Genomic DNA, 22,445 nt, shown 5'->3' with positions numbered 1-22,445 from the left:
TACTTGAAGTGGGTTGTTTCGCGCGAGCGGGGCGCCCGCGCCGAACGCCGCGGTTAGGCGGTGTCGGCGTCGGAACGCTCGTCACGCGACAGGTTGATGCCCAGCGAGGCCGTGGCGTGGTCCAGCTCGTCGTCGTCCGTGGAGCTGAGCTCCACCGGGACGCCGTCGGCGGACAACACCTCGACGTTGAGGCACAGCGACTGGAGCTCCTTGAGGAGCACCTTGAACGACTCCGGGATACCGGGATCCGGGATGTTGTCGCCCTTCACGATCGCCTCGTAGACCTTCACGCGGCCGACGACGTCGTCGGACTTGATGGTCAGCAGCTCCTGCAGGGTGTAGGCGGCGCCATACGCCTGCATGGCCCACACCTCCATCTCGCCGAAGCGCTGGCCACCGAACTGGGCCTTGCCGCCCAGCGGCTGCTGCGTGATCATCGAGTACGGGCCCGTGGAACGGGCGTGGATCTTCTCGTCCACCAGGTGGTGCAGCTTGAGCATGTACATGTAGCCCACCGACACCGGGAACGGGAACGGCTCACCGGAGCGGCCGTCGATCAGCTGCGCCTTGCCGTCCGCGTTGACCAGCACGTCGCCGTCGCGGTCCGGACGGGACGACGCCAGCAGGCCGGCGAGCTCCTCGTTCTCCGCACCGTCGAACACCGGGGTGGCCACGAGCGAGTCGGCCGGGACGTCGTGAAGCTCCGCCGGAAGGCGCTTGGCCCAATCCGGGTCGCCCTCGATGGTCCAGCCGGCCTTCGCCAGCCAGCCGAGGTGCACCTCGAGAACCTGGCCGATGTTCATTCGGCGCGGCACGCCGTGGGTGTTCAGCAGGATGTCGACCGGGGTGCCGTCCGGCAGGAAGGGCATGTCCTCCTGCGGCAGGATCTTGCCGATGACGCCCTTGTTGCCGTGGCGGCCGGCCATCTTGTCGCCGTCCTGGATCTTGCGCTTCTGGGCGACGTAGACGCGGATCATCTCGTTGACGCCCGGGGCCAGATCGTCGTCGTCCTCGCGCGAGAACACGCGGACGCCGATGACCTTGCCGGACTCGCCGTGGGGCACGCGCATGGAGGTGTCGCGCACCTCGCGGGCCTTCTCGCCGAAGATGGCGCGCAGCAGGCGCTCCTCCGGGGTCAGCTCGGTCTCGCCCTTCGGCGTGACCTTGCCCACCAGGATGTCGCCGTCGCGGACGTCGGCGCCGATGCGCACGATGCCGCGGTCGTCGAGGTCCTTGAGCATGTCCTCGCCGACGTTCGGGATCTCCCGGGTGATCTCCTCCGGGCCCAGCTTGGTGTCGCGCGCATCGATCTCGTGCTCCTCGATGTGGATCGAGGTGAGGATGTCGTCCTCCACCATGCGCTGGTTGAGGATGATCGCGTCCTCGTAGTTGTGGCCCTCCCACGGCATGAAGGCGACGAGCAGGTTCTTGCCCAGCGCCATCTCGCCGTTGTCGGTGCCCGGGCCATCGGCGATGACCTGGCCGGCCTCGACGCGGTCGCCCTCGTCGACCAGGGGCTTCTGGTTGTAGCTGGTGCCCTGGTTGGTGCGCTCGAACTTGCGCAGGATGAACGTGTGGCGCTGGCCCTCGTCATCCATGATGGTGATGAAGTCCGCGGACACGGTCTCGACCACGCCGGCGCACGGCGCGATGACCAGGTCACCGGCGTCGTATGCGGCGCGCTGCTCCATGCCGGTGCCCACGAAGGGGGCCTCGGCGCGCAGGAGCGGCACGGCCTGGCGCTGCATGTTCGCGCCCATCAGGGCACGGTTGGCGTCGTCGTGCTCGAGGAACGGGATCATGGCGGTGGCGACCGACACCATCTGGCGCGGCGACACGTCCATGTAGTCGACCTCGGTGGCGCGGACGACCTCGACGTCGCCGCCCTTCTTGCGGACGGGCAGCGTCTCGTTGACGAACTGGCCGTTCTCGTCGACCGGCGTGTTCGCCTGCGCGACGACGAAACGGTCCTCTTCGTCGGCGGTCAGGTAGTCGACCTCGGTGGTCAGCTTGCCGTCGACGACGCGGCGGTACGGGGTCTCGATGAAACCGAACGGGTTCACGCGGGCGTAGACCGACAGCGAGCCGATCAGGCCGATGTTCGGGCCTTCCGGCGTCTCGATCGGGCACATGCGGCCGTAGTGCGACGGGTGGACGTCGCGGACCTCGAGGCCGGCGCGCTCGCGCGACAGGCCGCCGGGGCCCAGCGCCGACAGGCGGCGCTTGTGGGTCAGGCCGGACAGCGAGTTGTTCTGGTCCATGAACTGCGACAGCTGGGACGTGCCGAAGAACTCGCGGATCGCCGCGGAGACCGGGCGGACGTTGATCAGGGTGGTCGGCTGGATCGATTCGACGTCCTGGGTGGTCATGCGCTCGCGGACGACGCGCTCCATGCGCGACAGGCCGACGCGGACCTGGTTCTGGATGAGCTCGCCCACGGTGCGCAGGCGACGGTTGCCGAAGTGGTCGATGTCGTCGACCTCGACCGGGACCTCGCGGCCGTCCGGGGAGGTCATGGTCTTCTCGCCGTCGTGCAGGCGCACCAGGTACTCGATGGTGGTGGCGATGTCCTGCTCGGTGAGGACCATCTCGCCGACGCCGTCGCCGCCGAGGCCCAGCTTGCGGTTGACCTTGTAGCGGCCGACCTTGGCCAGGTCGTAGCGCTTGGGCTTGAAGAAGTTGTTCTCGAGCAGCGCCATCGCGGACTCGCGCGTGGGCGGCTCGCCCGGGCGCTGCTTGCGGTAGATCTCTAGGAGGGCTTCGTCGGTGTTGGCGACGCCGTCCTTCTCGAGGGTGGCCATCATGATCTCGGAGAAGCCGAAGCGCTCCTTGATCTCCTCGGTGGTCCAGCCGAAGGCCTTCAGCAGCACGGTGACCGGCTGGCGGCGCTTGCGGTCGATGCGGACGCCGACGGTGTCCCGCTTGTCGACGTCGAACTCCAGCCACGCACCGCGCGACGGGATGATCTTGACGGAGTGCAGGGGGCGCTCGGTCGACTTGTCGATGGTCTCGTCGAAGTAGACGCCCGGGGAACGGACGAGCTGCGACACGACGACGCGCTCCGTGCCGTTCACGATGAAGGTGCCCTTGTCGGACATCATCGGGAAATCGCCGATGAAGACCGTCTGCGACTTGATTTCGCCGGTCTCTCGGTTGGTGAACTCGGCCGTGACGTACAGCGGCGCCGAGTAGTTGATGTCCTTGTCCTTGCATTCGTCCACCGTGTTCTTCACGGAGTCGAACCAGGGGTCGGACAGGGTGAGGGACATCTTCTGCGAGTAGTCCTCGATCGGGGACAGCTCGTCAAGGATGTCCTCGAGTCCACTGGTGACCTGAGCCCCGTCGCCGAGTTCCTCCTGCCGGCGGGCGCGCCACTCGGGCGTGCCGATGAGCCATGCGAACGACTCACGCTGCAGATCGAGAAGACCCGGAACCGGAATCGGCTCGCTGATCTTCGCGAAAGAGTACCTCTTCGAAGCTCCGGGAATACCGGCCACTGCCTTGGTCTGGCGGGAGACTGCCAAGATGGGTCCTTCCAGCACCTCACGCGGTGGGGGCGCCGGCAACCGGTGGCGCGCCCGTCCGCTTGGATTTAAGCGTTTGGTTTGCAGGAATCACACGGTAGCGGGCAGGACCTCGCGGACGATGCTCGTTTCAGGACATGGTCGGGGGTTGCAAAGTTGCAGTTCACAGGCTTTGCGACGCCCCCGATATCCCGAACGGCACGTCAAGTGGGGACACTACGACACACCTAATTCCAGCGCAACGACTCAGCCTATACCATCACTGGCCGCAAGTCCACCGGATATTGCGATCGCGTGTCCATCGGGTGTACGGGACGCCAACCCGGGGTTGCCGGGATGGATCGGGAACCGTCGGCATGGGCGCGCTGGATCGCCCACCGATTCTCGCCGCTATCGCCCGCGCACGTTCTCGGGCGCGTCTTCGAGCTTCGTTTCGCGGCGCCGTCCCCGGGCGTTCTCGGCATCGCCCTTGCGATTGCCGTCGGGGCCGTTGCCGCGTTCGCGGCCTTCGGGGCGCATGGCGCCGACGATTCCGCCGAACGCCAAGATAGCACCGATCACGAGAAGCGCAATCGACCACGGGCGCACCGGCGCCGTGTCTGCGACTTCCAGGGCCTGCTGCAGCAGGCGGGCCGACGACTGGTCGTCGATGCCGCCCGTGAAGCGCAGCGCCGTCCGCAGCCGCTCCCCCTCGCGGGACTCCCAGCGCAAATCCAGATCCTCGTCGATGTCGACGACCATCCCGCTCTCCGGCTCGACGAGCCAGTCGCGGGTGCCCTGGTACATCAGGAACCCGGTCTTGCCGTCGACGTCGATCTGCGACGTGTTCGAGCGGTACAGCGTCGCGAGGTTCGTCGGCTCGACCGTCTGCCGGTAGCGCAGCACCTCGTTGCCGCCGCGCTCCTCCGCGCCCACGAACTCGGCGGGGACCGTGCGGCGGAGGAAGTCGTCGAAGACCGGATAGGACACCGGGCCGGCGTCGGCGGGGAACTTCACCCAGTAGCCGTCGACCGGAACCTCCACCGGCACGCCGGCCATCTGGTCCGTCAGCATGGCGGGGCCCAGGAACTCGCCGCCGAGCCGGTCGATGGTGAACGTCCACACGGCGGCGTCGACCAGCTCGAGGATCGGGTCGGTGCCCATCACCTCGGGCGGCAATTCGCGCGTCGTCGAGGTGCCCACGCGCACCGACACCCGGCGCTCGTCCGCCGGCTCGATCAATTCGCCGTGGAACTGCCGGCGGATCGGCCCGACGGCGTCCTCCCTCGTGCCGTCGGGAAGCAACCGCGAGGACACGCCGTCCTCGGCCCGCAACGCGTACGTGGTGTCGGGCAGATCCAGCGGAATCCGGGGATCGTCGGACACCAACCGCGGCAGGAAAGCGCCGGCGGCGATCATCGCCGCACCGAGCCCGATGATCAGGACGGCGATGATTCGCGAACGGGGAAGCATGCGCCCATCCTACTCAACGGTGGGACGCGAAAAACCGGGCCCTGCCGCGCATGCTCGTGGCATGCGGGCGGGGCCCGGTGAAAAGCTGGCGCGGGGATGCCGCGGCGCAGGTCCCTTACTTCAGGGAAACCTTGGCGCCGGCCTCCTCGAGCTTGGCCTTGGCGGCCTCGGCGTCGTCCTTGGACGCGCCCTCGAGGATGGCCTTCGGGGCACCCTCGACGAGCTCCTTGGCCTCCTTCAGGCCCAGGCCGGAGACGAGCTCGCGGACGGCCTTGATGACGCCGATCTTCTTGGCGCCGGCGTCCTCGAGCACGACGTCGAACTCGTCCTGCTCCTCGGCGGCGGCGGCACCGGCGTCGGCGCCGGCGGCGGCCACGGCGACCGGGGCGGCGGCGGTGACGTCGAACTCGTCCTCGAACGCCTTCTTGAACTCGGTCAGCTCAACGAGGGTCATCTCCTTGAACGCCTCGAGCAGCTCCTCGGTGGTGTACTTAGCCATGATGTTTCTCCTGTGAAGTCAAGTGCGGCCGGAACCGCGGGGTGCGGGCCCCGTCCGGGGCGCCCGCGAATATGGGTCTGTGGTGCCGGTGCTCTACTGCTTCTTCTCCTCGAGCGCCGCGGCGAGGCGGGCGACCGAGGAGGTGGGGGCATCGAGCAGGCCGGCGACGTTCGCCAGAACGCCATTGAAGGCACCGGCCAGCTTGGCCAGAGTGGTCTCGCGGTTGTCCATGTCCGCGAGGGCCTGGAACTGCGCGGCATCCATCGCCGCGCCGTCCATGTAGCCGCCCTTGATCACGAGGTTCTTGTTGTCCTCGGCGAACTTCTTGATCGCCTTGGCCGCGTCAACGGCCTCGCCCCTGATGAAGGCGACGGCGGTCGGTCCGGTGAGGTGCTCGTCAAGACCCTCGACGCCCGCCTCGGCGGCGGCGAGCTTGATCATGGTGTTCTTGGCGACGGAGTACTTGACGTCGGCGCCAAGGCTACGACGCAGCTCGGTGATCTCCGCGACGGACATGCCGCGGTACTCGGTGAGCACGATGGCGGTCGACTCGTCGACGTCCTTCTTGATGGACTCGACGGCGGCCTGCTTAACGGCGTTTGCTGCCATGGGTACTCTCGCCTCCTTCCTGATAAGTCGTGGGTTCGACGCCGGTCTCGGTCGGGTCGGAAACGACGAACGCCCCGGGCGCAAAACGGCCGGGGCGCGAAGGGGGCGGCACGCGGCCACCGTGATCTTCACGACTCCAAGTCATCCTGCGCGGGCCGTCAGCGCTTTCGCTGAACCTTCATCCTGGCGAACCAGGTGACCGGCGGTCTTCGGTGAAACTTGAGTCTCCGGCTTCCCGAAGGAGCCGGTCAAACTTCATGGCGGTACGTTACACGCCGCGTTGCGCATCTCCAAAATCGCCGGTCCCGGGGGCCGTCGGCCGGCCCCGGCGCGGGCGGCGGGACCCGCAGCCGCGGCCGCGGCCGGTGCTTGTGCCGGTGTCGGCATCCATCGCCCCCGCGTCCCGCCCGAGTTCGCGCTCGAGCTCCTGCTCCAACTCCCCGGCAATGGTCCGGTCGGTCTTCTCCCGCTCGTGCACCGCGATTTCGACGTCGGCGAAGAAGCACAGCAGTTCGGGGTCGCCCGCCATCAGGATCCGGTCGGCGAACCTGCCGGGCAACCGCGGATAGGCCAGTGGATGTGCGCCCGGCCCGACGGCGTCGAGCACGGCGGCCGCCAGGTCGAGGCCGGCGGTCAGCACCGGGTCGGCGCCTTCCGCGCGTTCGCGGAGTCGCTTGACGACGTCGACCAGTTCGACGGCGTCCATCCGGCACAGGGCCCGCAACGTCCGCAGGGCCACCACCCGGGCAGGGGGATCCCCGGCGATCGCGTCGTCGACGGCCGCGTAGAGAAGCCCCATCACATGGCCGTCGTAGCCGAGGCCGAGCTTGAGTTCCGCCAGGAACGGCTCGGATGCCACGCGCACGGACGGAAGGGTCCGGATCTCGGGGTCGAGCGCACCGAGAGTGGCCTCGAGCTCCCCGAGGACGAATCCCGATCCGTCGTCGAGCTCAGCCAAGCGCAGGATCCCGCGGAGGGCGGACTCCTCTCGGGGGTCCTCCCCGGACGGGCTGAAACTGTTGTGCATGGGCAAAACGATATCGGCGCCGGTTCCCCGCGGGGCCGGAATCGGGCAAAAGCGGCCCGCGCCGGCGTTCCGGCGGTCCGGTCGGGCGACCCGAATGAACTCCGGATCGGGGCCTGACATGGGCCCGGCCATCGAAAACCGCTCGGCACCGCGGCGGCGCCGCAATGAAAAAACCCGGCCCCGCGCAGAAGCGCGGAGCCGGGCATTTCGGCGGGAAAACGATCCCGCGAGGGGCTTACGCCTCCTCGGCACCCGTGTAGTTCTTCACCACGGAGGAGTCCACGAGGACGCCCGGGCCGTTGGTGGAGGACAGGGTGATCTTCTTCAGGTACTTGCCCTTGGCCGCGGACGGCTTGAGGCGCAGCAGCTCGTCGAGCAGGGCGCCGTAGTTCTCGGCCAGCTGCTCGGCGGTGAAGGAGGCCTTGCCGATCAGGGCGTGCAGGTTCGACGCCTTGTCGACGCGGAAGGAGATCTTGCCGCCCTTGACCTCGGTGATGGCCTTGGCCACGTCCGGGGTCACGGTGCCGGTCTTCGGGTTCGGCATCAGGCCGCGGGGGCCCAGGACGCGCGCGACGCGGCCGACCTTGGCCATCTGGTCCGGGGTGGCGATGGCGACGTCGAAGTCGGTCCAGCCGCCCTGGATCTTCTCGATCAGCTCGTCGGTGCCCACGAAGTCGGCGCCGGCTTCCTCGGCCTTGGTGGCGTTCTCGCCGGCGGCGAAGACGGCGACGCGGACGGTCTTGCCCGTGCCGTTCGGCAGGGAGACGGTGCCGCGGACCAGCTGGTCGGCCTTGCGGGGGTCGACGCCCAGGCGAATGGCGACGTCCACGGAGGCGTCGTACTTCTGCGAGGAGGTCTCCTTGACCAGCTTGGTGGCCTCGATGGGGGCGTAGGCGCGGCCGGCGTCGATCTTCTCGGCGGCGGCCTTGTATGCCTTGGACTGCTTGCTCATGGTGAATCCAATCGTTTCGTTGGAGTGGTGGTACGGGCCGAAGCGGGCCCTGCCACGGTCAATGGTCGCCGCCCCGGTGCGGGGCGGCGGTGGGCGTGATGCCCGGTGTTACTTGCCCTCGACGACGATGCCCATGGAGCGGGCGGTGCCGGCGATGATCTTCGCGCCGGCCTCGATGTCGTTGGCGTTGAGGTCCGGCTTCTTCTGCTCGGCGATCTCGCGGCATTGGTCCATGGTCACGGTGCCGACCTTGTCGGTGTGCGGGACGCCGGAGCCCTTCTGCAGGCCGGCGGCCTTCAGCAGCAGCTTCGCGGCCGGCGGGGTCTTCAGGGCGAAGTCGAACGAGCGGTCCTCGTAGACGTTGATCTCGACCGGAATGACGTTGCCGCGCTGGTTCTCGGTGGCGGCGTTGTACGCCTTGCAGAACTCCATGATGTTGACGCCGTGGGCGCCCAGGGCCGGGCCGACCGGCGGGGCCGGGTTGGCCTGACCGGCCTGGATCTGCAGCTTGATGACTGCCTGGAGCTTCTTCTTCTTCGGAGGCATCGGGGACCTTCTTCCTTGTTACCGGGCGCGCCGCCGCCGTGATGCCGGGGCCTGCGGCCACCCGTCCGGATGCCGACCGCGCACGGCCAGCCACCGGGGATGAAAAAATTCGTCGCGCGCCGTGTTGGCGCGCGACGAATCAGATTACCTGCAGCGGGGCCGCCGACCCAAATCGTCGGAAGGCGGACTCCCGGCGGCGACTAGGTGAGCTTCTCGACCTCGTCCAGGCCCAGCTCGACCGGGGTCTCGCGGCCGAAGATGGACACCAGGGCCTTGATGCGGCCGGTGGAGGCGTCGATCTCGGAGATCGTGGCCGCGACGGACGCGAAGGGGCCGGAGAGGATGGTGACGGACTCGCCGACCTCGTAATCGACGGCGACCTTGTCGTCCTCGACCTTCGGCGCGGAGGCGACGGACAGTTCGGCGGCGTCGCCCTGCTGGGCGGCGTCGGCGGTGACGGTCTCCTTCGGCATCAGGAACTTGGCTACCTCGCGGATCTTCACCTGGGTCGGGTGGCCCTCGGAACCGACGAAGGACGTGACGCCCGGGGTGTCGCGGACGACGGACCAGGACGGGTCGTCCAGGGACATGCGGACCAGCACGTAGCCCGGCAGCAGCTTGCGCTTGACGGTCTTGAGCTTGCCGTCCTTGCGCTCCTGGACCTCTTCGATGGGAACGATGACCTCGTGGATCTGCTCCTCGACGCCCAGGGTCTGGGCGCGCATCTCCAGGTTGGTCTTCACCTTGTTCTCGTAGCCCGAGTAGCACTGGATGATGTACCAGTCGCCGGGGCGGCGCTTGAGCTCGCGCTGGAATTCGCGCAGGCGCTGGCGGTACTCGGCCTCGGGGTCGACCTCTTCGGCCTCTCCCCCGGCCTCGCCGTCGGCCTGGTCCTCCACGCCCTGGCCCTCGGCGCCTTCGGCGACGGCGTCGGCGGCCTGCTCGGTCGCGCCGGCCCCCTCGAGGCCCTCGGCGGCGTCCTGGCCCGCGCCCTCGGCGGCGGCCGTGGCGCCGGCGTCGACGTCGGTCTCCGCGGCCTCCTTGGCGGCGTCGATGATGGCGTCGCCGATGGGGCCGGTCGAGCCCTCGGCGTCGGAGAAGATGTTCTGACCGTCGTTCATTCGGTGCGACCCTTCCAGTCTGTGCGTGTCACGCTGTGCCTGTCGTGCAAAAGTTAATCCCGCCTACCGCGTGGCGCGGTGGCGGGATGAAACATCGTTGACGAGGAGTATACCCTAGCCGCCGAAAATCGACTGAATGCCCATTCCGGCGAGGGCGTCGACGCCCCACACCAGCGCCACCATGAAGACGAGGAACAGGAGGACGACGATGGTGTAGACGACCATCTGCTTGCCGGTGGGCCAGATGACCTTGCGCAGCTCGGAGATGACCTGCTTGACGAAGGTCACCGGGTTGCGGGTGCCGAGCTTTTCCTCGTCGTTTCGCTTGACGGGGCGGCTGTCTCGCGCCGCGGTGGCGGGGGCACCGGAAACCTGACGCTTGCCCGTGGGCCGCGCTGCTGCGGTGGTGCTCTTTTCCTCTGCCACGTCTCTCCTCGAGGGGGTGTCCGGCGTAAGGGGTATTGCAGGGGCGACAGGACTTGAACCTGCAACCTGCGGTTTTGGAGACCGCTGCTCTGCCAATTGAGCTACGCCCCTTCGTCGCGCGAAGACCGCGCGACGGTTTCCCACCCTAGCACGAGGGCTAGCCGGGGATGGTGAACGTGGTCACCAGTAGCGATGGGGGGGATCGAACCCCCGACCTCACGATTATGAGTCGTGCGCTCTCACCATCTGAGCTACATCGCCCCAGATTCTTCCGCGCCGGCGCGGGCCGGAAAGCAGGCGCCGGACAAAAGAATGGAGCCCCCTGACAGAATCGAACTGTCGACCTTTTCCTTACCATGGAAACGCTCTGCCGACTGAGCTAAGGGGGCATGGCGACAAAGTTCGCGCTTGCGGTCTTGTGGACCCTCGGGCGCTCCCTGCGAAGCCGAGAGAAAGACTAACCCGACCCCGATGACATACACAAATCCGCAGGCCAACCCCGAAAAAACAGCTCCGGGAAACGTGGTCTTTCCGGGCCCACCACAAGCCCATCGCACGTGAGCGGACGCAGGCCGGCGGACGCACGCAAAAGACCGGCGCCCGGATCACTGGGTGATCCGGGCGCCGGTCGAAACTGTGCCAGATGATGGATTCGAACCATCGAAGGCAAAAGCCGACGGATTTACAGTCCGTTCCCTTTGGCCGCTCGGGCAATCTGGCGTACACCCCGTGGGTGCGAAAAGAATGCTACCCAGTACTTCCCGGGGCTCCAAATCAGCAGGTCGAAGGCCAAAGTGCGCCCTCGCCGGAGCGTGGCGGAACGATCAGCCCACGCGCTCGACGGTGTACTCCGCCACGTGGCGCAGCGCCGCCTTGGCGGGGATGTCCGGCAGGCCGGCGATGACACCGTCGGCCTCGGCCACCAGGTCGCGGACGAGCGCCAGGGCCCGGGCGGGGCCGGTGGAGCGCTCGAGCAGCTCGAGGGCCTCCTGCAGCAGGGCCTCGTCGGTGACGGGGCCGACGAGGATGTCGCGCAGGCGATCGCCCACGGGCCCCTCCTCGCGCAGGGCGTAGAGCACCGGCAGGGTGAAGACGCCCTCTCGGAGATCGGTGCCCGGGTTCTTGCCGGACTGCGCCGAATCCGAGGCGATGTCGATGATGTCGTCGACGATCTGGAAGACCAGGCCGACCAGCCCGCCATAGCGGGACAACGCCTCGACGGTCTCGTCGTCGGCACCGGCGTGCAGGGCGCCGAGGTAGCCGGACGAGGCGATGAGGACGCCGGTCTTCTCGCGGATCACCTGGAGGTAATGCTCGACTTCGTCGGCGCCGTCGGGGCAGCCGATGGATTCGCGCATCTGGCCGGTGACCAGTTCGCCGAAGGTCTGGGCGAAATGGGCGACGGTGTCGGCGCCCAGCCGCGCGAGCAGGCGGGAGGCGGTGGCGAAGAGGTAGTCGCCGGAGAGGATGGCCACCGAGTTCGACCAGCGGGCGTTGGCGGACGGGACGCCGCGGCGCATGTCGGCCTCGTCCATGACGTCGTCGTGGTACAGCGTGGCCAGGTGCGTCATCTCGATGACGGTCGCGGCGGTGATGACGTTGTCCGCTTCCGGTTCGGGGCCGAACTGGGCGGCGAGCATGGCGAACATGGGGCGGAAGCGCTTCCCGCCGGCGTCGGCGAGGTGGCGGACGTGCTCGACGAGGAATTCCTCGCCGCGGCTGAGTTCGGTGGTCAGCAGGTCCTCGCTGGCGCGCATGCCCCGGGTGACGACGCGTTCGAGCTCGGCATCGCCGAGTTCGACGCTGGCGACGCGTTCGCCGCCGGTCCGCTGGATGCTCGGTGCGTCGGAAACGCGGGTTGCGCCGTTACGCATTCGGGTCCTGCCTCGATTCGGGTCGTCGTCGGTTCGTCCGTCGCGCGCCGCCGCGGCGGGTCCTGCCGTCGGCTCGGGCGCCCCGTCGGCCGCCCGGGCGAAGCCCGCGCCGAACCTGTGGATATGCCGAACATACCGTAATCCACCGTCGCCCATGCCCCATCATCCGGCCCCGCGTCGACCGTCTCCCCCACCCCGTTCGGCCGCCCGGGCCCGTATAGCCTTGTCCACCATGAGCTCCCCGTCGCCCAGCCCCCAGCGTCCCCGGTCCAGCGCCGACGTCGTCGTGATCGGCGCGGGCCCGACGGGCGCGGCCGCCGCCGCCCATGCGGCCGATCGCGGGCTGGACGTCCTGCTGGTCGATGCGCAGACGTTTCCCAGGGACAAGACCTGCGGCGATGGCCTGACGCCGCGCGCGATCGCGGAGCTGGAACGCCTGGGCGTCGCCGATGCCGTGCGGTCCCGCACCCGCAACCGCGGGCTGAAGCTGCACGGCTTCGGCGGTTCGGTCACGGCGCCATGGCCGGAGGGCGCGTTTCCCGCAGAGGGTTCGGCGGTCCCGCGCACCATTTTCGATTCGATGCTCGTCGACCATGCGGTGTCGCGCGGCGCGGAACTCCTCGACGGGTGCCCGGTCACGTCGGTGGAGCGGGGCCCGGGCCGCAGCGTCGCCGCCGTGTCGGTTCGGCTTCACGACGGTTCGGCCCACCGCGTCGCCGTGAAATGGCTGTTGGTCGCCGATGGGGTGCGCAGTCCCGTCGGCAAGCAACTGGGACGGGTGTGGCACCGGGACTCGGTGTTCGGCGTTGCCGCGCGGTCGTACTGCGACACCACTCGCGAGGAGGAGTGGATCCACTCGCACCTGGAGCTTCGCGACGCCGACGGCACCGTGCAGCCGGGCTACGGGTGGATCTTCCCGTTGGGCGAGGGCCGCGTGAACCTGGGCTGCGGCGCGCTGGCGACGTCCGCGCGGCCCGCGAAAGTCAACGTGAAGAAGCTGCTGCACCACTACGCCGGGCAGGTCCGCGACGAGTGGGGCCTGGGCGAGCCGGAGTCGGTGACGTCGGCGCTGCTGCCGATGGGCGGCGCGGTCAGCCACGTCGCCGGCCCGAACTGGGCGCTGCTCGGCGACGCCGCGGCACTGGTCAACCCCCTCAACGGCGAGGGCATCGACTACGGCATGGAGTCGGCGCGGCTGGCCGTCGGCCTGATGTGCGACGTCGCGGGCGATCCGGCCGGGCTGGAGCATTCGTGGCCCGCGATGCTGCGCGATCACTACGGCGAGGCGTTCTCGCTGGCCCGACGGCTCGCGGCGGGCTTGACCGTGCCGTGGTTGCTGCCGGCCGGCGGACCGGTGACGCTCGGCGCACCGTGGGGCGACGCGGTCATGGGTGCGGCCGCGCGGTTGATGGGCAACCTCGTGACGGACGACGACCGCGATCTCACCGCCCGACTGTGGCGGGCCGCCGGCCGCGCGTCGCTGGCGCTGGATTCCCGCGGTCCCTGGAGCTGACCGCCGGCTGCGCCGCGCACGACGGACAAACCGACGTGATGGCGGCGCCCGCCCCTACGCCGGCTTGATCGCCGAGTGCAGGGCGGCGATGCCGAAGGTCATGTTGCGCCACCCGCATTCGGCCCAGCCGTTGCGGTTGATTTCGCGGGCGAGCTCGTCCTGGCCGGGCCAGGCGCGGATGGACTCGGCGAGGTAGACGTACGCGTCCGGGTTCGAGGACACTGCCTTGGCCACCGCCGGCAGTGCCCGCATCAGGTACTCCTTGTACAGCGTGGAGAACACCGGCACCGTCGGGGTGGAGAACTCGCACACGGTCAACCGGCCGCCGGGGCGGGTGACGCGGGCCATTTCGCGCAGCCCGGCGCGGAAGTCATGGATGTTGCGCAGGCCGAAGCTGATGGTCACCGCATCGAAGGTGCCGTCGGGGAACGGCAGGTCCATGCCGTCGCCGCAGACCTTCGGCACGTCGCGGTGGGCGCCGGCGGCGAGCATGCCGCGGGAGAAGTCGCAGGCGATGACGGTCGCCCCGGACTTCGACAGCTCCACGGTCGACACGGCCGTTCCGGCGGCGAGGTCCAGGACCAGCTCCCCCGGGGCCAGGTCGAGGCGGCGCCCGGTTTCGCGGCGCCAGTGCGCGTCGATGCCGGCGCTGAGCACCGTGTTGGTGATGTCGTAGTTCTTGCCGACGCCGTCGAACATCGTCGCGACGTCGCGGGGGTCCTTGCCCAGATCTGCCCTAGCCACCCCGCCAGGCTACGCGACCGCGCGGCCGCGCAAGGAACCCGGGTGCGTGCCGCTGACGGCGGCGTAGTGGTCCATGAGCTGGTCGCACAGGGCCGACCAGGTGCGCTGCCGGACCGTGTCGCGGCAGACGTCGCGCATGGCTTCGGCGCGCTCGGGCTCACCCGGGAACGTCAGCTTTGCGACGGCCGCCGGCAGCTCCCGCTCGAAGGTCTCCGGGTCCAACAGGTCCCCGTTGACGCCCGGGGTGATCAGGTCGCGCGGGCCGCCCGCATTGGGGGCGATGGCGGGCACGCCCGAGGCGTGGGCCTCCTGCACCGCCTGGCAGAACGTCTCGAAGTCCCCGGTGTGGACGAACAGGTCCAGGCTGGCGAACGCCTGCGCCAGTTCCTCGCCGGTCAGCTGCCCGGTGAACACTGCGCCGGGCATCATCGCGGCCAGCTCGGGGCGCTCCGGCCCATCGCCGACGACGACCACCTGCACGTCGCCGCGCGCGGCGATCCCCGCCAGGCGCTCCACGGACTTCTCCGCGGCCAGGCGGCCGACGTAGCCCACGATCGGCTTGCCCTCCGGGCTCCACAGCTTGCGCAGCGCCGCCGACCGCTTCGACGGGTGGAAGCGCACGGCGTCGACGCCGCGGCCCCACTTGTGCACGTTGCGGATGCGGTGGCGGTCCAGGTCGGCGATGGTCGGCGACGAGGGCGCGAGGGTGCGTGCGCAGGCGTTGTGGATGACCCGGGTCCAGGCCCACGCGGCCGTCGACAGTCCCGCCAACTTGTAGTTCTTGGCGAAGCCCGCGACATCGGTCTGGTACACCGCCACGGCGGGGATGCGCAGCGTCTTCGCGGTGAACGCGCCCGCCGCGCCGAGGACGAAGGGCGAGGCCAGGTGCACCACGTCCGGCTTGAACTTGGCCAGGATCGCGGCCATGCGGGCCTCGGGGACGCCGATGGGCAGGGAATCGACCATCGGCACCATGACCGTGGGCACCCGCTCGATGCGGAATCCCCGGTAGGTCTCGTGCTCCTCCTGGAAGGGTCTCGCGCCAGGGGCGATCACCAGCGCCTCATGCCCATGGTCGGCCAGGTACTCCAGCACCCGGAGGACCGAATTGGTCACGCCGTTGATGTTCGGGAGGAAACTCTCCGCCACAATCGCAACTCGCATGCGCTCCACCATCACATCCCCACCTCACCTCGCGGTGTCGCCGGGGTAACGGTTGCGGGATCATCAAGTGAACGCCTGGTGGCCCTGATGCTCAGCCACCACAGCGGCGCCGCGATGATCAGTCCCACGACGATGATGCTCAGCGCCGGAACGACCGACAGCGTCCACCGCCTGCCCTCCACGCGCACCCGCTCGGGCTCGGCGCGGTCGTATTCGACGCGCACCCGCTGCCCCTCCTCCAACCCGACGGGGAAAAGCAGCCCCGTCGGCGGCGACCGGAACTCGCCGGTTTCGTCGATGAAGTCCACGGCCGTGCGCAACACCCCCACGTGCCGCACCGCCGCCACCGCCCGCCCGGTGTCCGACTCGATCGCCCGGTCGTCCGCCCAACTCCCGTAGACGAGACCGCCGGCGACGACGAACAGGCAGATCAGCAGGAACAGGATCAGCTGGCGCAGCCGCCGCGGCCACCCGCGGCGGAACCCCGGGCGATCCCGCGTCGTCGTACCCGGCGTCGTCGTGCCCGGCCCGCCGGACCGGCCCCCGGCACCGGTCACGTCGGCGGCACCCGCCTCTTCTCCCCTCGGCCGCTGCGACATTTAACCCAGAGCCGCTTTCCGCGCCAGGCCGTCGTGAAGCTCCCTGCGCCCCGCCCGCGACGTCGTGACCTCGATGACCCGGATCCCGTCCACGTCCGTGTCCGGGTGCAGCAGGGCCAGCAGATCCCCGAGGTCGGCGGTCTCCTCGTGGACGACCCCGTACGCGTCGCACAGAGCCGCGATGTCCACCGTGTGCGGAGTGCCGAAAACGCGCTCGAAGCCGCCCCGCAACGCGGGTGCACCCGCCTCGAGGGTCTCGAAGATGCCGCCGCCGGAATCGTTGGCCACCACGATGGTCAGCGACTCCGGGCGCGGCTCGGCGGGCCCGATGTTCAGCGCGCCGGCGTCGTGCAGGAAGGTCAGGTCGCCCATCAGCGCCAGCGTGCGCGGCGGGCGGATCTCGTCGGCGTGCGCACGGTCGCGGGCCAGCGCGACGCCGACGGCGGTGGCCACCGTGCCGTCGATGCCCGCCGCCCCGCGCCCGGCATGGACGTCGACGCCCGGGAACGGCAGCCCCGCCCACGACGCGTCGCGCACCGGATTCGACGCGCCCAGCACCAGCTGCTCGCCCGTGCGCAGGCTGTCGGCCACCGCGGCGGCGACGTGCAGGCCGGTCAACTCGTCGGCCGTCTCGCCCAGCACCTCGCGCACGGCGGAGGCGCCCAACTCGGAGGCCGCCTCGCACACGTCGAGCCACTGGTCCGGGCACTCGCCGGAGACCTCGACCGCCGCGACCACGCGCCGGGCGTTGGCGCTGACGTCCGGGTAATCGTCGCCGGCGGCCACCACCGTGACGTCGATGCGCGGGTCGGCCAGCAGCCGCGCCACCCCGCGGTGCAGCGTGGGCCGGCCCAGCACCACGATCTGCTCCGGACGGCAGTCGTCGCGCGCGAACGTCGCCGCCGCCAGCGGATGCACGGGCGTCTCCGGCGCGGGCGCGTTCGGTTCGGCGATGGTGGGCACGTCGGCGAGCGCCGGCAGGTCCGGCGCGCCGGAACCCGCGATTACCAGTGTTTTCTTCCCCAGATCGAGCTTTGCGACGCCCACGTTCCCCGCCTTGCCGGCCGCCAGATGGCGAAGCTCGGTCCACGGGCCGTCGCCACGCCCGGCGGGCAGCTCCGGCAGGTGCTCGTCGTCGTCCGGCACCAGCGGCTCGACCAGGCGGACGTTGAGGTGCACCGCACCGCCGCGCCCGGAGGCCAGGGCCGCCGCGACGAGCCGGTCCACCCGCGCCCGCAGGGCACGGGCACCGGACTCCGTGACCGGCGCCGTGCCGTCGACGTCGACCTCGGAGACGCTGGCGTCGTCGAAAAGCCGGTCCTGGACGATGGTCTGGTTCGCGCCCGTGCCCCGGTACGACGCCGGACGGTCGGCCGTCAGCGCCATCAACGGCACCCCCGAATACGTCGCCTCGACCATCGCCGGCAGCAGATTCGCCACCGCGGTCCCCGACGTCACCGCCACCGGCGTCACCGTCCCCGTCGCCGCCGCCAGGCCGAGGGCCAGGAAGGCGGCGGAACGCTCGTCGGCGCGGACGTGCAGGCGCAGGCGCCCGGCGCGCTCGGCGGACAGCAGCGCGCGGGCCAGCGGCGCCGACCGCGACCCCGGGCACACCACGGCCTCGCGGGTGCCGCAGCGGATCAGCTCGTCGACGATGAGCGCCGCCACCATCTCCGAGGGGGCCGCAGGAGCCGCCGCGGGGGTCACCGAACGCGCCTCCGCATGCGCCTCCACATTTGCCTCCGAGGGGGACGCATTCCTGTCATTGTCGTTGCCGTCCATCACCCTGCCCAGGTTAGTGGAGCGCCGGCGGGGCCCGTCGCCGCCCCGAGCACGCGGCTTGCATCACCTAACCCCGGACGCTTCCTCGGTTTCGTTGCACCAAATCCCTGAAGTGTCCGGGCTTAGGTGCACCATGTGCCGATCTGCCCCACGCCTGCACCTAACCCCGGACGCTTCCCCGATTTCGTTGCACCAAATCTCTGAAGCGTCCGGGGTTAGGTGCACGATCGGCCGATGGCACTTCTCGAGAGGCCCGAGAGGCTCAAGAGGACGAAAGCGGACGGGGTCGCTACTCTGCGGACGGTGTACGGGGGTACACGCAAGCATTCGACCCCGGAGAAATCAGCCGGGGACGATCAGAGGACTGACGGAGACAATCGGGGACGGGGGAACGGGCCGTGAATCGCCATGACCAAACGAACAACGGTGCGGGGATTCCGGCGAGCAGCACTCGGGCAAAAGACGTGCGCGAATGGCTGAGCACGCGCGAAATTTGGACGACGGCCCAGCTCAACACCATCGGGCTCGACTCCCGGTCCATCAATCGCGTCGTCGAGGAGCGATTTCTGCACCGGGTGGAGCGCGGCGTCTACGTCCGGGCTCCCGCCGATGACCACCTCCTCCTGCGCGCTCTCGCCCGCAACCGCCCGAGTCTGGTGTACTCCGGCCCAACGGCCGCTCATCTGTACGGGCACGGCCCGATGGAATGGCCGGCACAGGGCCGGGTCGCGAAAGGCACTTCGACGATGGGCAACGACCTGCTGACGCTGTCCGAAACGCGCGTGAAGGCGTTCCGCACCATTGGGGACCTCCGCGTGACGACGCCGGCCGCAACGGCCGCGGCCATGCCCGCGATGAGCGACGGCCAGATCATCACTTTCCTCGCCCGCGAGTACCGCGGCATCGGCGGCAACGACCTGCTGGCACGCGATCTGGCGGCGATGGGCAAAACCGACCGCCGCCGCATCGGGGCGCTGGCCCGGCGAGCCCCCGCGGGAGCGGCGAGCAGTTACGAGCGGACGCTGCAGGAGGGCCTGGCGGCGCGCGGCATCGACGCGGAGCTGAACCGGCGGATCGGGCCGTACACCTGGGACGCGGTCATCGCGAACGGCCGGACGGTGGTCGACATCGACAGTTGGGCGTTCCATGCGGCGCAGGGCGCGCACGCGTCGGACCGCACGTTCATCGTCGATCGATGGAAGACCAACGACGCCTTCCGCCGCGGGTGGGCGCCGCTGCGGTACACGGATTCATGCATCATGTTCGCGCTGAAGGCGGTGCTCGATCAGATCGCGGACACGGTTGCTTTTCGACGGGCCCACCGCCGCCTGCGCACCCCGAACGAGCTGAGGAGCGACGATCAACCCGTGTGGGACTGGCACCAGTCGTTGTGAGGCCCCGCCGGGATCAGGCGCCGGGATCAACCACAGAGATCAGCCGCCGAGAACCGCCACCGGGATAAAACGCCGAGACTAGCCGCCGAGAACGTCCAGCGCCGCGCCCAGGCGGCGGTGCCACCAGTCGCGGCGGTCGGCCGGTGCGGCGCATTCGTCCAGGACGGCGGCATCCGGCGTGACGGGTCCGACGGCGATGCGCCCGTCGACGATGGGTCGCTCGGCGACGTCCACGGCGAACAGGGACCCCGTCGCCAGGCCGGCGGCGTTGGGGCGGACGTGCATGCCGTCGTCGTCGGAAAGCGACGGCAACGCCGCCACCGCCCGCAGACCCGCGCCCATGCCGACCGCCGACTCCAGGGCCGACGAGACGGTGATCGGCACGCCGAAGCGGCCGATCTCCCCGGCGACGCGCAGCACCTCGCCGACGCCGCCCAACGGTGCGGCCTTGACCACCGCGACATCGCAGGCGCCGGCGCGCACCACCGCCAACGGATCGCCGGCCTTGCGGATCAGCTCGTCGGCGGCGACCCTCGCGAAGATCCCCGAGCGCTGCAGGGTCCCGCGGACGTGCGCGAGCTCGTCGACGGTGCGGCAGGGCTGTTCGACGTAATCCAGCGGCCCGCTGCGGGTCAAGGCACCGACGGCGGCGATGGCCTCGTCGGGGGTCCAGCCGCCGTTGGCGTCGACGCGCACGCGCGGGAGGATGTGCCGCTCGTCGAACCAGGCGCGGACGGCGTCGACGCGGGCGACGTCATCGGCCAGCGTCTGCCCCGCTTCGGCGACCTTGACCTTCACGGTCGTGCAGCCGGGGTAGCGTTCCAGCAGCTTTGCGACGATCTCCCCGTCCGCCGCCACATCGACCGCCGGGATGGTGGCGTTGACTTCCACGGAGTCGATCAGCGGTTCCGGCGGCGCGCCCCAGCCCATCTCGAGCGTGCACCGCAGCCACCGGGAGGCCTCCTCCGCGCCGTACTCCGGGAAAGGCGACCACTCGACCCAGCCGCCGGGGGCGTCGAAAAGCATGACCTCGCGGACCTCCACGCCACGGAAACGCGTGCGCAGCGGCAAAGCGACCACGCGGGAGCGGTCGATGAGCTCGGAGAGGCCGGGCAGGGCGGGCGGGGCGGACTGGCCGGGGGCGTCGCTGGCGTCGGGGCGGTGCATGGGCCCATCGTGCCATGCCCCGGCGCGTGGCCCGGGTCACCCGATAACCTGGGCCCATGACCGATTCAACCGCCAATCCGTTCCGCGCCGACCAGTGGCGCGCCGTGCCGGGGTTCGAGGACCTCACCGACATCACGTACCACCGCCACGCCGGCGAGGGCCGGGCCAACGGCATCGTCCGCATCGCGTTCGACCGCCCCGAGGTGCGCAACGCCTTCCGCCCGCACACGGTCGACGAGCTGTACCGCGCGCTGGACCACGCGCGCCGCACGCCGGACGTGGGCGTGGTGCTGCTGACCGGCAACGGCCCCTCCCCCAAGGACGGCGGCTGGGCGTTCTGCTCGGGCGGCGACCAGCGCATCCGCGGCCGTTCCGGCTACCAGTACGCCACGTCGCATGATTCCAACGTCGAGGGCGCCACCGCCGATTCCGTCGACGAGGCCCGCGTGAAGGTCGAGGGCGGCCGCCTGCACATCCTGGAGGTGCAGCGGCTGATCCGCACCATGCCGAAGGTGATCATCGCAGTGGTCAACGGGTGGGCGGCCGGCGGCGGGCATTCGCTGCACGTGGTCGCCGACCTGACGCTCGCGTCGCGCGAGCACGCCCGCTTCAAGCAGACCGACGCCGACGTGGGTTCCTTCGACGCGGGCTACGGGTCGGCGTACCTGGCCAAGCAGGTGGGCCAGAAGTTCGCGCGCGAGATCTTCTTCCTGGGCCGCCCGTACGACGCCGAGACGATGCAGCGCATGGGCGCGGTCAACGAGGTCGTCGGCCACGCCGAGCTGGAGGACGTCGCCGTGGAGTGGGGCCGCGCGATCAACGGCAAGTCGCCGACAGCGCAGCGGATGCTGAAGTTCGCGTTCAACCTCACCGACGATGGGCTGATGGGCCAGCAGGTCTTCGCCGGCGAGGCCACGCGACTGGCGTACATGACCGACGAGGCCGTCGAGGGCAAGAACGCTTTTCTGGAAAAGCGCGACCCTGATTGGGACGACTTCCCCTTCTACTACTGACGGGGCGGGGCCCGGATCTCGGGGGGGGCGGGGCCGTTGTAGCGTGACGACGGCCCGCCAACCGGTGGGCGACCCACAAACGCGGAACCCGCCGCGGGCCACATGACATGGCCTGCGGCGGGTTCTTCGTTCCGCTCGGGGAAGGTGCGACTTACAGGAAGTCGATGCCCACGATGTCGATGAGCTCGGGCGAGCCGGGCACGATCGGCAGCTGCGGGATCAGCTGGCCGATGCCGCCGGGGGTAACCTCGGGCAGCTCGCCGGGCTCCGCGTCCGGGTTGGTCGCGACGGTCGCATCGACCCAGCCCTGCAGGCCCTCCAGCTTGGAGTGCATGTAGGTCGCGGAGATCTCGACCGGGTTGAACAGGGATCCGACGCCCACGGACAGGACGCCGGCGACCTTGCCATCGACGAACAGCGGTCCGCCGGAGTCGCCCTGCTGCAGCTGGGCGGGGCGGGTCGAGGTGGTCAGGTACGCCTGGCTCGGCTCGTACAGCGGATGCACGTCCTTGCCCTCGACGTTGATGGCGGTGCCAGGCAGGGTGCCGGTGGCGCCGGTGCCCAGGGTGGACCAGCCGTAGGCGGTGCCGGGCTGGCCGACGACGTCGCCGTAGTTGATCTCGGCGGGCGTGACGTCCATCGGCTCGGTGACGTGGATCAGCGCGACGTCGCCGTTGGCGTTGTCGGCCTCGTAGGCATTGGCGACGGCGTTGACCTGGTGGGAGCGCACGAACTCGGAGCCCAGGGCGCCCTCGCCGGTGGTGATCATTCCGGAGATGCGGCCCTGATCATCGGTGGCCAAGCCTTCGATGCAGTGCTGGGCGGTGAGCACCCACTGCGCGGAAACGGCGGTGCCGGTGCACTCGGCGACGCCGCCCTCGGTGAGCATGTGCACGCGGACGACCGCGCCACGCTCGCTCTCCGGGCCCTCGTTCGTGCCGAAGATGAGGGCGTTGGCCGGAGCGGCGGCGACGCCGATGAGGGCGGCGGCCGCGATGACGGACGTGGTGACGCGACGGAGCATGCGTGATTCCTTCAC

19 protein-coding genes and 4 tRNA genes are annotated in these 22,445 nt (G+C 69.8%); 3 read left to right on the top strand and 20 right to left on the bottom strand.

Going from position 1 to position 22,445, the window contains the following annotated elements:
• Positions 1–53: 53 nt before the first annotated feature.
• The 14 genes from rpoB to CX1_RS08385 all read right to left on the bottom strand — a co-directional run bounded on the left by rpoB (position 54) and on the right by CX1_RS08385 (position 12,030).
• The gene (rpoB, locus tag CX1_RS08450) at positions 54–3,542 is read right to left on the bottom strand and encodes a DNA-directed RNA polymerase subunit beta (RefSeq protein ID WP_060925523.1); all 3,489 of its coding nucleotides are present in this window, start codon (positions 3,540–3,542) and stop codon (positions 54–56) included.
• A gap of 372 nt (positions 3,543–3,914) precedes the next feature.
• Positions 3,915–4,976: a cell envelope lipid trafficking protein PgfA gene (pgfA, locus tag CX1_RS08445; RefSeq protein ID WP_082719242.1), complete on the bottom strand. Its 1,062-nt coding sequence runs from the start codon at positions 4,974–4,976 to the stop codon at positions 3,915–3,917.
• A 115-nt stretch (positions 4,977–5,091) separates the two neighbouring features.
• Complete coding sequence (gene rplL, locus CX1_RS08440) at positions 5,092–5,475, bottom strand: 50S ribosomal protein L7/L12 (RefSeq protein WP_046650873.1); 384 nt, start codon at positions 5,473–5,475, stop codon at positions 5,092–5,094.
• A 93-nt stretch (positions 5,476–5,568) separates the two neighbouring features.
• Complete coding sequence (gene rplJ, locus CX1_RS08435; protein WP_046650874.1) at positions 5,569–6,084, bottom strand: 50S ribosomal protein L10; 516 nt, start codon at positions 6,082–6,084, stop codon at positions 5,569–5,571.
• Positions 6,085–6,352: 268 nt separating this feature from the next.
• Entirely contained in the window at positions 6,353–7,111 is a 759-nt protein-coding gene (locus tag CX1_RS08430; protein ID WP_046650875.1) for a hypothetical protein, read from the bottom strand.
• Positions 7,112–7,346: 235 nt separating this feature from the next.
• Positions 7,347–8,063 carry a 50S ribosomal protein L1 gene (gene rplA, locus CX1_RS08425; RefSeq protein ID WP_046650876.1) on the bottom strand — a complete coding sequence of 239 codons (717 nt, stop codon included), beginning with the start codon at positions 8,061–8,063 and terminating at the stop codon, positions 7,347–7,349.
• A gap of 108 nt (positions 8,064–8,171) precedes the next feature.
• Positions 8,172–8,609 carry a 50S ribosomal protein L11 gene (rplK, locus tag CX1_RS08420; protein ID WP_046650878.1) on the bottom strand — a complete coding sequence of 146 codons (438 nt, stop codon included), beginning with the start codon at positions 8,607–8,609 and terminating at the stop codon, positions 8,172–8,174.
• Between the two features lie 200 nt (positions 8,610–8,809).
• A complete protein-coding gene (gene nusG, locus CX1_RS08415) occupies positions 8,810–9,730 on the bottom strand; it encodes a transcription termination/antitermination protein NusG (RefSeq protein ID WP_046650879.1) in 921 nt (306 codons plus the stop codon).
• Between the two features lie 114 nt (positions 9,731–9,844).
• Entirely contained in the window at positions 9,845–10,156 is a 312-nt protein-coding gene (secE, locus tag CX1_RS08410; RefSeq protein WP_046650880.1) for a preprotein translocase subunit SecE, read from the bottom strand.
• A 38-nt stretch (positions 10,157–10,194) separates the two neighbouring features.
• A tRNA-Trp gene (locus CX1_RS08405) sits at positions 10,195–10,267 on the bottom strand.
• 76 nt (positions 10,268–10,343) lie between these two features.
• A tRNA-Met gene (locus CX1_RS08400) sits at positions 10,344–10,417 on the bottom strand.
• A 52-nt stretch (positions 10,418–10,469) separates the two neighbouring features.
• Positions 10,470–10,545 (bottom strand) — tRNA-Thr (locus CX1_RS08395).
• Positions 10,546–10,793: 248 nt separating this feature from the next.
• A tRNA-Tyr gene (locus CX1_RS08390) sits at positions 10,794–10,876 on the bottom strand.
• 104 nt (positions 10,877–10,980) lie between these two features.
• A complete protein-coding gene (locus CX1_RS08385; RefSeq protein WP_046650881.1) occupies positions 10,981–12,030 on the bottom strand; it encodes a polyprenyl synthetase family protein in 1,050 nt (349 codons plus the stop codon).
• Positions 12,031–12,262: 232 nt separating this feature from the next.
• Here CX1_RS08385 and CX1_RS08380 point away from each other — a divergent pair, with 232 nt between their 5' ends.
• A complete protein-coding gene (locus tag CX1_RS08380; protein WP_046650882.1) occupies positions 12,263–13,543 on the top strand; it encodes a geranylgeranyl reductase family protein in 1,281 nt (426 codons plus the stop codon).
• 54 nt (positions 13,544–13,597) lie between these two features.
• Here CX1_RS08380 and CX1_RS08375 read toward each other — a convergent pair whose 3' ends face one another.
• The 4 genes from CX1_RS08375 to menD are packed head-to-tail and all read right to left on the bottom strand — an operon-like array spanning position 13,598 to position 17,721.
• The gene (locus CX1_RS08375; RefSeq protein ID WP_060925522.1) at positions 13,598–14,287 is read right to left on the bottom strand and encodes a demethylmenaquinone methyltransferase; all 690 of its coding nucleotides are present in this window, start codon (positions 14,285–14,287) and stop codon (positions 13,598–13,600) included.
• Positions 14,288–14,296: 9 nt separating this feature from the next.
• Positions 14,297–15,451 carry a glycosyltransferase family 4 protein gene (locus CX1_RS08370; RefSeq protein ID WP_046650899.1) on the bottom strand — a complete coding sequence of 385 codons (1,155 nt, stop codon included), beginning with the start codon at positions 15,449–15,451 and terminating at the stop codon, positions 14,297–14,299.
• Between the two features lie 11 nt (positions 15,452–15,462).
• Positions 15,463–16,050, bottom strand: a complete 588-nt coding sequence (locus CX1_RS08365) for a DUF3592 domain-containing protein (protein WP_244465507.1) — start codon at positions 16,048–16,050, stop codon at positions 15,463–15,465.
• On the bottom strand, positions 16,051–17,721 hold the full coding sequence (gene menD, locus CX1_RS08360; RefSeq protein ID WP_060925541.1) for a 2-succinyl-5-enolpyruvyl-6-hydroxy-3-cyclohexene-1-carboxylic-acid synthase: 1,671 nt from the start codon (positions 17,719–17,721) through the stop codon (positions 16,051–16,053). It lies immediately after the preceding gene.
• A 509-nt stretch (positions 17,722–18,230) separates the two neighbouring features.
• On the opposite strand from menD, the gene CX1_RS08355 reads away from it, so the two are divergent.
• Positions 18,231–19,226, top strand: coding sequence for a type IV toxin-antitoxin system AbiEi family antitoxin domain-containing protein (locus CX1_RS08355; protein WP_146780666.1), 996 nt, complete (start codon positions 18,231–18,233; stop codon positions 19,224–19,226).
• Between the two features lie 78 nt (positions 19,227–19,304).
• Here CX1_RS08355 and CX1_RS08350 read toward each other — a convergent pair whose 3' ends face one another.
• The gene (locus CX1_RS08350; protein WP_046651123.1) at positions 19,305–20,393 is read right to left on the bottom strand and encodes an o-succinylbenzoate synthase; all 1,089 of its coding nucleotides are present in this window, start codon (positions 20,391–20,393) and stop codon (positions 19,305–19,307) included.
• Between the two features lie 56 nt (positions 20,394–20,449).
• On the opposite strand from CX1_RS08350, the gene CX1_RS08345 reads away from it, so the two are divergent.
• The gene (locus CX1_RS08345; RefSeq protein WP_046651124.1) at positions 20,450–21,406 is read left to right on the top strand and encodes a 1,4-dihydroxy-2-naphthoyl-CoA synthase; all 957 of its coding nucleotides are present in this window, start codon (positions 20,450–20,452) and stop codon (positions 21,404–21,406) included.
• Positions 21,407–21,557: 151 nt separating this feature from the next.
• On the opposite strand, the gene CX1_RS08340 is transcribed toward CX1_RS08345, so the two are convergent.
• Positions 21,558–22,430: a S1 family peptidase gene (locus CX1_RS08340; RefSeq protein WP_052753303.1), complete on the bottom strand. Its 873-nt coding sequence runs from the start codon at positions 22,428–22,430 to the stop codon at positions 21,558–21,560.
• Between the last annotated feature and the right edge of the window lie 15 nt (positions 22,431–22,445).

This window comes from Corynebacterium xerosis NBRC 16721 = ATCC 373 (genome assembly GCF_001552415.1).
In the GTDB taxonomy this organism is placed as follows: Bacteria; Actinomycetota; Actinomycetes; order Mycobacteriales; family Mycobacteriaceae; genus Corynebacterium; species Corynebacterium xerosis.
This window is presented reverse-complemented; position numbering and strand designations above follow the sequence as displayed.